The organism is Kitasatospora sp. NPDC001132 (genome assembly GCF_053598415.1).
Map to the genome: position 1 here is coordinate 102,285 of NZ_JBSFKF010000010.1, position 11,901 is coordinate 114,185.

Sequence of the window (11,901 nt, forward strand, 5' to 3'; positions counted from 1 at the left end):
CCTCACCATGGCGAAAGCGACCCCCGCCTTCCGCTACACCGAGCGTGACCTCACCCGCTTCCGCGAGACCCAGCAGCTCGCCTACCACTGCGCCGAACAGGTCGCCGCCTGGATCGAACCCGGCGTCACCGAGCGGCAGGCCACCGCCGAGCTGCGCCGCCGCCTGGTCGCCGCCGGGGTGCAGGACTTCTTCCACGTCCCCTTCGCCTGGTTCGGCGACCGGACGGCGTTCCGGCACTTCCACACCCCGCTGCAGTTCTTCGCCGGCAACCGCCGGCTGGAGGAGGGCATGCCGTACGTGCTGGACTGCGCGCCCGTGGTGGACGGCTACACCGCCGACATCGGCTACGGCGGCAAGGTCGGCGAGAACCGGGTCTGGGACCGCCTGGCCGCCGACCTCGAGGTCTACCGCGAGCTGATCCTCCAGGAGGTGCGGGCCCGCAAGCCGCTCTCCGAGGTGTACGCCGCGGTCGACGCCCAGATCGCCGCGCACGGCTACGACAACCGCCACCAGGTGTACCCGGGCCGGGTGATCGGCCACCAGGTCACCCGCAACACCGCGCGCGGCCCCGCCGGGGTGAACGTCCTCGGCTTCGGCGTGCGCACCCTCCAGACCCTCGGCCGTGAGCTGATCTCCGAGCGGCTGCACGGCCGTTCACCGCTCTGGGCGGACGGGCGCTCGTCCCGGCACGCGCCCACCCCGGGCCTGTGGGCGGTCGAACCGCACATCGGCTTCCGGGGTGTGGGCATCAAGTTCGAGGAACTGCTGGTGGTCACCGAGGACGACGCCTACTGGCTCGACCACGACCTGCCGCACGTCCGCCGCTGGACCGCGACCACCGGGCAGACTGCCACCCAGAACACCGCCGCCATCCAGAACACCGCCGACACCCAGAACGCCGCCGCCACCAAGAGCACCGCCGCCACCGAGCCGACCACCCTGGAGGCCACCCGATGACAAGCCCGTCGCAGCGCCGCCCGGCGAAGACCCCGGCGGCGGCCCCGGCGGCGCCCCCGGAGCGCCGCCGGACCGTCCACTCCGGCGGCCTCCCACTCGCCGTCTTCGAGCAGGGCGACCCGGACGCCCCCACCGTCCTCCTCGTACACGGCTACCCCGACACCCACGTCGTCTGGGACGACATCGCCGCCGACCTCGCCCGCGACCACCACGTGGTCCGCTACGACGTGCGCGGCGCCGGCGAGTCCGCCGCGCCCGCCGACCGGTCCGGCTACCGCCTGGAGCACCTCGCCGAGGACCTGTTCGCCGTCGCCGACGCCGTCAGCCCGGACCGCCCGGTCCACCTGGTCGCCCACGACTGGGGCTCGATCCAGTCCTGGGAGGCCGTCACCGCGCCCGGCGCCGAGCGCCGGATCGCCTCCTACACGACCCTGTCCGGCCCCAGCCTGGACCACATGGGCTACTGGCTGCGCCACCGGCTGCGCCGCCCCACTCCCCGCCACCTCAAGCAGCTGCTGCACCAGGGCCTGCACTCCTGGTACATCACCGCCTTCCACCTGCCCTACCTCGCCCCCGGCGTCTGGCGCCTCGGCCTGGCCCGGGCCTGGCCGCGGGTGCTGCGCGACCTGGAGCACGTCACCCCGCGCGCCGACCACCCGCAGCCCAGCCTGCGCCGCGACGCGGTCCGCGGCATCGAGCTGTACCGGGCCAACTTCCGCCCCACCCTGGGAAGTCCGCGCGAGCGGCCGACCGAGGTGCCGGTCCAGCTGATCACCCTCACCCGGGACCGGTACGTCGGCACCTACCTCTCCGAGGGGCTGGAGCGCTGGGCACCCGAACTGACCCGCAGGACGCTGCACGCCGGCCACTGGTCGGCGCTGCTGGAGAAGGGAGCCACCGTGGCCGGGATGGTCCGCGAGTTCACCGCCCGCATCGACGCGGGGCAGGGCCGAGGGGCCGAGCGCGACGGCCGGCTGGTCGTGGTCACCGGCGGCGGCAGCGGCATCGGCCGGGCCACCGCGCTCGCCTTCGCCGAGGACGGCGCCCGGGTGGTGGTCTGCGACCTCGACCTCGCGGCCGCCGAGCGCACCGCCGAACTCGCCTCGCTGATCGGCGCGAAGGCGCACGCCTACCGGGTGGACGTCTCCGACGGCGCCGCGATGGACGCCTTCGCGCAGACCGTCGCCGCCGAGCACGGCGTGCCCGACGTCATGGTCAACAACGCGGGCATCGGGCACTCCGGGACGTTCCTGCAGACCACCGAGAAGGAGTGGCAGCGGGTCCTGGACGTCAACCTCTGGGGCGTGATCCACGGCTGCCGCGCCTTCGGCACCCTGATGGCCGACCGCGGCCAGGGCGGCCACATCGTCAACGTCTCCTCGGCCGCCGCCTACCTGCCCTCCAAGGCGCTCACCGCCTACGCCACCAGCAAGGCCGCGGTGTTCATGCTCTCGGACTGCCTGCGCGCCGAGTTCGTCGCCCACGGCATCGGCGTCTCCACCATCTGCCCCGGCATCGTCAACACCAACATCACCCGCACCTCCACCTTCTCCGCCACCACCTCCACCGAGCAGGCCGCCAAGCAAGCCCGCGCCGCCAGGCTCTACGCCCGCCGCGGCTTCCCCCCGGAGAAGGTCGCCACCGCCATCCTCACCGCCGTCCGCACCGGCCGCCCCGTCGTCCCCGTCACCCCCGAGGCCAAGGCCGCCCGCTTCCTCTCCCGCCTCAGCCCCGGCCTGCTGCGCCTCGCCGCCCGCCTCGACGTCACCTGACCGGGCTTCGCGGGCGGACCCCGCCCCGGGTGGCCCGCAGCGGCCGCCCGGGGCTGTGAGAGCATCGAGGCCCATGGAGATGACAACGGCCCTGTGGTCCTTCGCCCTCGTCGTGGGGTTGCTGACGCTCACCCCCGGGCTCGACACCGCGCTGATCCTGCGGACCTCGGCGCTGGGGCGGCGCCGGCAGGCGTGGGGGGTCGTGCTGGGGATCCAGACCGGGACGCTGCTCTGGGGGACGCTGACCTCGGCCGGGGTGACGGCGCTGCTGACCGCCTCGCAGGTGGGGTACGAGATCCTGCGCTGGGCGGGTGCGGCGTACCTGGTGTGGATGGGCATCGGGATGCTGCGCAACCGGGGCGGCGAGGCGGCGGCCGAGGAGGAACCGGAGGACGGCGGGTTCGCGCACGGCTGGCGGCGGGGCACGCTGACCAACCTGCTGAACCCCAAGGTCGGGGTCTTCTACGTCGCCGTGCTGCCGCAGTTCATCCCGGCCGGGGCCCCGCACTTCGCCGCGGGCGTGGCGCTGACCTGCGTGCACGTCGTGGAGGGCCTGCTCTGGTCGACCGTCCTGGTGGGCTTCGCCCAGGCGCTGCGCGGCTGGCTGCGCCGGCCGGCCGCCCGACGGCTGATGGACCGGGTGACCGGCGCGGTCGTGGTGGGCTTCGGCGTGAAGCTGGCACTGAGCGACTGACCCGGCTCGCTCGGTTCGTCCTCGTTCGTCCCTGTTCGTTTCCGTTCGTTCCCGTTCGTTCCCGTTCAGGCCGCGTGAGTACGGGGCTCCGGGCGGCCCGCGGTGGCGCCCCCGACGTCCCCGTCGCCCCCGTCGCTCTCCGCTTCCCGGCTGGGCGGGTCGTGGTGGATCGGCCCGTCCGAGGCGCTCAGCGGCAGGCAGCTGCCGCCGCGCCGGTGGGCGACGATCTCGGCGGCGACCGAGACCGCCGTCTCCTCCGGGGTGCGGGAGCCGAGGTCCAGGCCGATCGGGGAGCGCAGCCGGGCCAGCTCGGCCTCGGTGAGCCCCGCTTCGCGCAGCCGGGCCACGCGTTCGCGGTCGGTGCGGCGCGAGCCCATCGCGCCGACGTAGCCGACCGGCAGCCGCAGGGCGCGTTCCAGCAGCGGGATGTCGAACTTGGCGTCGTGGGTGAGCACGCACAGCACGGTGCGTCCGTCGATCCGGCCGTGCTGGGAGTCCAGGTAGCGGTGCGGCCAGTCGACCACCACCTCGTCGGCCTCGGGGAAGCGACGAGCGGTGGCGAAGACCGGCCGGGCGTCGCAGACGGTCACGTGGTAGCCGAGGAACTTGCCGATCCGCACCACCGCGGCCGCGAAGTCGATCGCCCCGAAGACCAGCATCCGCGGCGCGGGCACGTACGACTCGACGAAGCAGGTGACGGTGCCCTGCCGGCGGTCGTCGCAGGGGCGTCCGTCCAGGCCGAGTACGAGCCGGCCGGTGCGTCCGGCCTCCAGCATCGCCCGGGCCTGCGCGACGACCGCCCGCTGCAGGCCGCCGACCGTCGAGGGGGCCGGCGAGAGCGCGCCCTCGACGCCGTCGGCGGTGACCGCCAAGGTGGCCCCGACCAGCCCGTCCGGCCCGGCGATCACCCGCACCAGCGCCACCGGTGTGCCCGCCGCGACGTGGGCGATCCCGGCGTCCAGTCCGGTGTCGGCCCCCGGCGCCACCGGCTGGACGAAGACGTCCAGGACGCCGCCGCAGGTCAGCCCCACCGCGAAGGCGTCCTCGTCGCTGTACCCGAAGCGTTCCAGGGCCGGCCGGCCGCTCGCGATGGCGGCCTGGCACAGCTCGTACACCGCGCCCTCTACGCACCCGCCGGAGACGCTGCCCACCGCCTCGCCGTCGGCGTCCACGGCCAGCGCGGCTCCGGGGTCGCGCGGAGCGCTGCCGCAGACGCCGACCACGGTGGCCACGGCGAAGGAACGCCCGGTCGCGTGCCAGGCCAGCAGCTGCTCGGCGATGTCCTGCATGGGGTGAGGCTCCTTACACGGTTCCGACAGTAGCGGGCGGCGCCGCCGTAGGGGAAACGATCCCGTACGACAGCGGTGCCGCCCAAGGCCGCTGCCCAGGGCGCTACCGCGCGAGGCCGTGCTGTCGGCTGAGCCCCGGCCGGGGCTCAGCCCGGCCGCTCGGTGGTCAGGTGCTCCGGCCGCACCGGGATCCGGTTGAGCGCCAGCCCGGTGGCGTCGCGGATGGCGGCCACGATGGACGGCGTCGCCGAGACGGTCGGCGCCTCGCCGACCCCGCGCAGCCCGTACGGTGCGTTGGGATCGGACAGTTCGAGCAGTTCCACCGGGATCGGCGGGGTGTCCAGGATGGTGGGGATCAGGTAGTCGGTGAAGGAGGCGTTGCGCACCTTGCCGTCCCGCAGGACGATCTCCTCCATCACCGCGAGGCCCAGCGCCTGGGTGCAGCCGCCCTGGATCTGGCCGACCACGGAGAGCGGGTTGAGCGCCTTGCCGACGTCCTGGACGGCGGTGAGCTCGACCACCTTGACCAGGCCCAGTTCCACGTCCACGTCCACCACCGCGCGGTTGGCGCAGAAGGAGTACTGGACGTGGCCGAAGCCCTGGCCGGTCTCCCTGTCGAAGGGCTGCGTGGGCCGGTGGCGGTGCACGCGGGTCTGCTCGACGGCCCCGTCGCCGAGCAGGTCGACGACGGGGATCAGCACGCCGGCGGTCCTCGACACCACCTTGCCGCCGGCCAGCACCAGGTCGTCGTGGGTCCAGCCGTAGCGCCGGCGGCCCCGGTCGAGCAGTTCCCGGCGCACCGCCTCGGCGGCCAGCTTCACCGCGCCGCCGGTCATGTACGTCTGGCGCGAGGCGGAGGTCGAGCCGGCCGAGCCCACCGAGGTGTCGGCCGGGTGTATGGTGACCCGCTCGACGCCCAGCTCGGTGCGGGCGATCTGGGCGTGCACGGTGACGCCGCCCTGGCCGACCTCGGCCGCCGCGGTGTGCACCATGGCGACCGGCTCGCCGCCTATCGCCTCCAGCCGCACCCGGGCGGTGGAGTAGTCGTCGAACCCCTCGGAGAAGCCGACGTTCTTGATCCCGACGGAGTAGCCGACGCCGCGCACGATCCCTTCGCCGTGCGAGGTGTTGGACAGCCCGCCGGGCAGCCGGCGCAGGTCGGGGCGCTCGGTGTCCAGCGGCGGCGGAAGCGGCATCTCCTTGGCCCGGCGCAGCAGTTCGGCGACCGGAGCGGGCGCGTCGATCTGCTGCCCGGTGGGCATGGAGTCGCCCTGCGAGACGGCGTTGATCTGCCGCAGCTCCACCGGGTCCATGCCCAGTTCGGCGGCCAGCTTGTCCATCTGCGACTCGTAGCCGAACGCCGCCTGCACCGCGCCGAAGCCGCGCATCGCCCCGCAGGACGGGTTGTTGCTGTACAGCGCGAGGGCGTGCATCCGCACGTTCGGGATCACGTACGGGCCGTGCCCGAGCGAGGCCGCGTTGCCGACCACGGCGGGGGAGGTGGAGGCGTACGCGCCGCCGTCCAGCACGATCCGGCAGTCGGCGAAGACCAGCTTGCCGTCCCGGGTGGCGCCGTGCTCGTAGTGCATCCGCGCGGGGTGGCGGTGCACGTGGCCGAAGAAGGACTCGTCCCGGGAGTAGACGATCTTGACCGGTTTGCCGGTGCGCTGGGCCAGCAGGCAGGCGTGGATCTGCATCGACAGGTCCTCGCGGCCGCCGAACGCGCCGCCGACGCCGGCCAGGGTGAGCCGGACCTTCTCCTCCGGCAGGCCGAGCACCGGAGCCATCTGCCGGCGGTCCGCGTGCAGCCACTGGGTGGCGACGTAGAGGTCGACGCCGCCGTCCTCGGCGGGCACCGCGAGGCCGGACTCCGGGCCGAGGAAGGCCTGGTCCTGCATGCCGACCTCGTAGTCGCCGCTGACGATCACGTCGGCCAGCGCCCGCACCTCGTCGGTCACGCCGCGGCCGGAGACCAGCCGCTGCTCGTGGCAGATGTTGCCGTACGCATGGGACTTGTACGCGTGCGGCTCGTGCACGTACCCGTACGTCTCCGGGTCGAGGCACTGCTCCTCGGTGACGATCGGGGTGAGCACCTCGTACTCGACCGCGATCCTCCTCGCCGCGCGCCGGGCCGTCTCCGGGTGGTCGGCCGCGACCAGCGCGACGGGCTCGCCGTGGTAGCGGATCCGGTCGATCGCCAGGGCCGGCTGGTCCTGGACGTCCAGGCCGTAGTACTTGGTGCCGGGGATGTCCTCGTGGGTCAGCACCGCGTACACCCCGGGCACCTTGAGCGCCTCGGAGAGGTCCACCGAGAGGATGTTCGCCCGGGGGTGCGGCGAGCGCAGCGCCGTGCCCCACAGCATGTCCTCGTGCCAGAGGTCGGAGGAGTAGGCGAACTCGCCCCGGACCTTCAGGTTGCCGTCCGGGCGCAGCGGCGAGCCGCCGATGCCGTCCTTGGACGCCTGGTCGATGCTCCGGAGGTTCTTCTGCCCCTGGATGGTCCGCCGGACCGCCCGGCCGCTCGTGGCACCGCTCGCGACACCACCCGTGCCGCCGCCCGTGCCCAAGTCGCCGCCCGCGCCGCCGCCCGTGCCACCGCTCGCCGCGCCGCTCATCGCGCACCGGCCTTCCCCGCGCCGCCCATGCGGGCCGAGGCCAGCCGCACCGCGTCCAGGATCTTCTCGTAGCCCGTGCAGCGGCACAGGTTGCCGGACAGCGCCTCGCGGATGTCGTCGTCGCTCGGCCGCGGGTCGTCCGCCAGCAGCGCGTCGGTCTGCACCAGCAGCCCGGGGGTGCAGAAGCCGCACTGGACGGCGCCGGCGTCGACGAACGCCTGCTGGACCGGGCCCAGTTCGCCGTCCTGCCCGCTCAGGCCCTCGACCGTGCGCACCTCGCGGTCCTGCACCTGTCCGGCCGCGACCAGGCAGGAGCAGACCGGGACGCCGTCCAGGTAGACGGTGCAGGAGCCGCACTCGCCCTGCTCGCAGGCGTTCTTCGAGCCGGGCAGGCCGACCCGCTCGCGCAGCACGTACAGCAGGCTCTCGCCCTCCCACACGTCGTCGGCCTCGACCGGCTTGCCGTTGGCGGTGAAAGTGACCCTCATGCCGCGCTCCTGATCTGCTTGCCGTAGTCGTTCCAGGTCCAGGTGAGGGTGCGGCGGGCCATCACGGCGAGCGCGTGCCGGCGGTAGTCGGCGGTGCCCCGGACGTCGTCGATCGGCGAGGCCGCGGCCTTCACCAGCTCGCCGAAGCGCCGGACCACCTCGGCGCCCAGCGGCTCCCCGGACTCCCACAGGCCCCGCCCGGCGAGCACGCCCCGGAGGTACTCCTCGGCCTCGACGGCGCGGCGCGGCGTGGGGGCGGCCGAGCCGATGCCGGTGCCGACGGTGCCGCTGCGCGGGTGCAGGGCAAGACCGAACGCGCAGACCGCGATCACCATGGCGTTGCGGGTGCCGATCTTCGAGAACTGCTGCGGCCCGTCCGCCACCGGGACGTGCACGGCCCGGATCAGCTCGTCGGCCGCCAGGCAGTTGCGCTTCACCCCGGTGTAGAAGTCGTCGATCGGGATCATCCGGGTGCCGCGCACCGAGGCCGCCTCGACGAACACGTCCCGCCCGGCCGCCAGCAGCGCCGGGTGCGAGTCGCCGGCCGGGGAGGCCGCGCCGAGGTTGCCGCCGACGCTGCCGCGGTTGCGGATCTGCGGCGAGCCGACGGTGCGGGCCGCCAGCGCCAGCCCGGGCAGCGGGCCGGACAGCTCCGCGATGATCCGGGCGTAGGGGACGGCGGCGCCGAGCCGGACGACGCCGCCGTCCTCGGACCACGAGGTGAGTTCGGCGACGCGGTTCAGGTCGAGGATCGCGGACGGCCGGTGCATGTCGAAGTTCAGCTCGACCATGACGTCCGTGCCGCCCGACAGGGGCAGCGCCGTCGGCTGTTCGGCCTTCACCGCGAGTGCCTCGTCCCAGGTGGCGGGCCGAAGGAACTCCATGCGGGTGTCTCCTCACGTCGTCGCCCGCCGGATGTCCGGAGGCGTGTCGCCCAGTGAACCGCTGTGACGCGGCCCACTGGCAGTCACCGATGGCATGAAGCCCCGGCTGTGAGCCCGCCCGGCATCCTGTACGTTCCTCTAAGGAGGGGAATCCCGCAGCCCAGGTGTTCGCCGGGTGCTACCTACGACCGTAATCCCGGCCGTGACGCGAGGGCTACGGACCCGCACACGCCCCTACGGCCAGGCCCTATCGTTACCCCTTCGTTCCTCCCCCCAAGCCCCGTTAAGGAGTCCGCGGATGCGCGTCCGTGACCTGCTCGCCCCCGGCGCCCCGGGACTGCGCCTGCTCGCGGCCGAGGAAGAGCTGGACCGGCAGGTCAGCGGTGTGATGACGACGGACCTCCAGGACCCGGGCCGCTACCTGCACGGTGGCGAGCTGGTGCTCACCGGCATGCTCTGGCGCACCGTCCCGGCCGACTCCGAGCGCTTCGTCCGCACCCTCGCGGCCGGCGGCGCGGTCGCTCTCGCGGCCGGCCAGGCCGAGGTCGGGCCGGTGCCCGAGGACCTGGTCGAGGCCTGCCGCCGGCACCGGATGCCGCTGCTCGTCGTCCCCGACGACGTCGCCTTCGGCACCGTCACCGAGTTCGTCGGGCGCCAGCTCTCCGCCGACCGCGCGGCCGACCTCGCCGCCCTGGTCGACCGGCACCGCCTGCTGGTCTCGGCGGCCGGCGGCGGCGGACTGGACGCGGTGCTGGACCTGCTCGGCGGCGACCTCGACCTGGACTGCTGGGTGCTCACCCCGACCGGCGCGGTGATCGCCGGCCCCGCCGACCGGCTCTCCGCCCAGGACCGCGACCAGCTGGTCCGCACCCACCTCGCCGCCCAGCGCCAGCGCCGCCGCCCCCCGCACCGGGCCCGGCTGGCGGCCGGCTCCTACTCACTGCTGCCCGCCCCGGCCCCGGTCCCCGACTCGGAGCCCACCCCCGCTCCCGCCGCCGGCGAGCCCGACGCGCCGCCGGCCGACCGACCGCTGGCCGACTGGGTGCTCGTGGTCGCCGGCGACGTCACCGAGTGGACCGCCAAGCGCCAGCAGCTCGCCGAGAACCTCGCCCGGCTGGTCGCCGCCGAGCGCCACCGCCGCGACGAGGGCCGCCGGCTGCGCCGCCGCCTCGCCGACGAGGTGCTCGCCCTGCTGCGCCGCGACGCCGACCCGGCCGAGATCAGCCGCGGCCTGTACGCCTCCTCGGCGATGGCCGCCCGCTACGAGGGCCCCGGGCGCAAGTCCCAGGCGCAGGAGGACTCCTGGCTGGTGCTCAGTGCCGAGGGCACCGGCCTGCCGGAGGGCGCCGTACGGGCGGTGCTGGAGGAGGCCCTCGGCGGCACCGACGACCGCGCCCTGATCGCCGGAACGGGCACCGGCGCCGTGGTGGTGCTGCCCGCCCTGGACGGCCCGGTGCCCGCCGACACGCTGCGCGAACTGCTCGCCCCGCTGGAGGCCGGGCTCGGCGCGGACGACCGGATCACCCTCGGCGTCTCCGCCCCCGCCTCCGGGGCCGGCGGCCTGCGCGGCGCCCTGGAGGAGGCCCGGCACGCACGCCGGATCGCCGCCTCGCGGACCGGCCGGATCTGCGTCGCGGGCCCCGAGGAGCTCGCCTCGCACGTCCTGCTGCTGGCCGCCGTCCCGGACGAGGTGCGCCGCGCCTTCCGCGGCCGACTGCTGGACAAGGTGATCGCGTACGACACGGAGCACCAGGCGGACCTGGTCCGCACCCTGGAGGCCTTCCTGCGCTCGGACGGCTCCTGGACCCGCTGCGCCGCGCAGCTGCACGTCCACGTGAACACCCTGCGGTACCGGATCGGCCGGATCGAGGAGCTGACCGGGCGTGACCTCTCCCGGCTGGAGGACCGGGTGGACTTCTACCTGGCGCTGGAGCTGGCCTGACGCCGCACCCGCCCGGACGTGCCACAGGGCCCGCCGCGACCACGGTCGCGGCGGGCCCTGCCCGTACGGTTCGCTACTGCCGGTCCGTCACTGCACCGGGATGACGGACGTCAGCCACTGGAAGGCGGACGGGACCATCTTCTTCCACTGCTCGGTGGTGTGCGGGCCGGAGCCCTCCTCGACCTGGACGGTGGTCGGGGCCTTGGCCGCGGCGCGGATCGCCTCGCCGTCCTCGAAGCCGTCCCCCTTGGAGCCGCTGACCAGCAGGGCGACCTTCGGCGGCTGCGCGGCGGTCTTCAGGATGTTGACCGGGTTGTTGGCCTCGCGCAGCTTGGCGTCCTTGCCGACCAGGGAGTCCGGCTCCTGGGCCGGGTCGTTGTAGCCGGACATCGCGATGGCGGCCCGGTACCGGTTGGGGTGGGCCAGCGAGATCTTGGCCGCGCAGTGGGCACCGGCCGAGTAGCCGGCGATCGCCCAGCGGTCCGCGGACGGGTCGGCACGGAAGTTGTCCAGCACCATCTGCGGGACGTCGCGGGTGATCCAGGCGTCGGCGTTGATCTTGCCCGGGATGTCGGTGCAGCCCGCGTCCTGGTTGTTCAGCAGCTTCGTGCGGGGCGAGACCAGGATGAACGGGGCGACCTTGCCCTGCTGCATCAGCGGCTTGAGCTGGTCGGAGACCTTGAGGGTGCCGTACCAGGTGGAGGAGGAGCCGGGGTAGCCCGGGATCAGCTCGACCACGGGGAACTTCTTGTCCTTGAACGCCGGGTCGTTGTACTGCGGCGGCAGCCAGACCAGCACCTCGCCGTCGACGCCGGACACCTGGCCCTTGAGCTCGGTCCGCTGCACGTCCTTCGGCACCGCCGGGTCATCGACGCCGCCGAAGCTCTGCTTGACCTTCGGCGGCTCCTTGGCGGCGTCGGCGGCGCTCTGGCCCGGTGCGGCCGCGGCCGGGTCGACCGGGGTCACCACGGGCACCGCGCGGACGTGGTTGCCGGTGCCGAGCAGGTCGTCCCAGTTGCCGTAGATCAGGTTAGCGTTGTTGACCATCACGAAGACCATCAGGACGGCCGTGACCTGGCAGAACATGATCATGACGATCCGGGTGAGGTACCGCACCGGCTTGGGGCCGCCGACCTTCCCCCAGAACAGCAGCGCCACCGCGATGGAGACCGGCACCAGGATGACGGTGAGGAGGAAGAATGGCGTACCTGTCAGTTCCATCGATTCTCGTATCCGGGTCGCACGCCGCCCGGGCCCCA

9 protein-coding genes are annotated in these 11,901 nt (G+C 74.0%); 4 read left to right on the plus strand and 5 right to left on the minus strand.

From position 1 onward, the window contains the following. The first annotated feature begins 7 nt into the window (after positions 1–7). From ACWDBE_RS16325 to ACWDBE_RS16335, 3 genes are all read left to right on the plus strand, one after another. Entirely contained in the window at positions 8–958 is a 951-nt protein-coding gene (locus ACWDBE_RS16325) for a M24 family metallopeptidase (protein WP_449808357.1), read from the plus strand. Further along, positions 955–2,730, plus strand: a complete 1,776-nt coding sequence (locus tag ACWDBE_RS16330; protein ID WP_449808358.1) for an SDR family oxidoreductase — start codon at positions 955–957, stop codon at positions 2,728–2,730. Before ACWDBE_RS16325 ends, ACWDBE_RS16330 begins: the two co-directional genes overlap by 4 nt. A 73-nt stretch (positions 2,731–2,803) precedes the next feature. Further along, positions 2,804–3,424, plus strand: a complete 621-nt coding sequence (locus tag ACWDBE_RS16335; protein ID WP_392922023.1) for a LysE family translocator — start codon at positions 2,804–2,806, stop codon at positions 3,422–3,424. A 65-nt stretch (positions 3,425–3,489) separates the two neighbouring features. On the opposite strand, the gene ACWDBE_RS16340 is transcribed toward ACWDBE_RS16335, so the two are convergent. The 4 genes from ACWDBE_RS16340 to ACWDBE_RS16355 all read right to left on the minus strand — a co-directional run bounded on the left by ACWDBE_RS16340 (position 3,490) and on the right by ACWDBE_RS16355 (position 8,700). Further along, positions 3,490–4,713 carry an XdhC family protein gene (locus tag ACWDBE_RS16340; protein WP_449808359.1) on the minus strand — a complete coding sequence of 408 codons (1,224 nt, stop codon included), beginning with the start codon at positions 4,711–4,713 and terminating at the stop codon, positions 3,490–3,492. A 146-nt stretch (positions 4,714–4,859) separates the two neighbouring features. After that, complete coding sequence (gene pucD, locus ACWDBE_RS16345; protein ID WP_449808360.1) at positions 4,860–7,328, minus strand: xanthine dehydrogenase subunit D; 2,469 nt, start codon at positions 7,326–7,328, stop codon at positions 4,860–4,862. Beyond that, entirely contained in the window at positions 7,325–7,816 is a 492-nt protein-coding gene (locus ACWDBE_RS16350; protein ID WP_449788831.1) for a (2Fe-2S)-binding protein, read from the minus strand. The genes pucD and ACWDBE_RS16350 overlap by 4 nt, the downstream gene beginning before the upstream one ends. Further along, complete coding sequence (locus ACWDBE_RS16355; protein WP_449808361.1) at positions 7,813–8,700, minus strand: FAD binding domain-containing protein; 888 nt, start codon at positions 8,698–8,700, stop codon at positions 7,813–7,815. Before ACWDBE_RS16355 ends, ACWDBE_RS16350 begins: the two co-directional genes overlap by 4 nt. 298 nt (positions 8,701–8,998) lie before the next feature. Here ACWDBE_RS16355 and ACWDBE_RS16360 point away from each other — a divergent pair, with 298 nt between their 5' ends. Further along, on the plus strand, positions 8,999–10,642 hold the full coding sequence (locus ACWDBE_RS16360; RefSeq protein WP_449808362.1) for a PucR family transcriptional regulator: 1,644 nt from the start codon (positions 8,999–9,001) through the stop codon (positions 10,640–10,642). Positions 10,643–10,729: 87 nt separating this feature from the next. Here ACWDBE_RS16360 and ACWDBE_RS16365 read toward each other — a convergent pair whose 3' ends face one another. Next, entirely contained in the window at positions 10,730–11,863 is a 1,134-nt protein-coding gene (locus tag ACWDBE_RS16365; RefSeq protein ID WP_449788828.1) for an alpha/beta hydrolase, read from the minus strand. Positions 11,864–11,901: the final 38 nt, after the last annotated feature.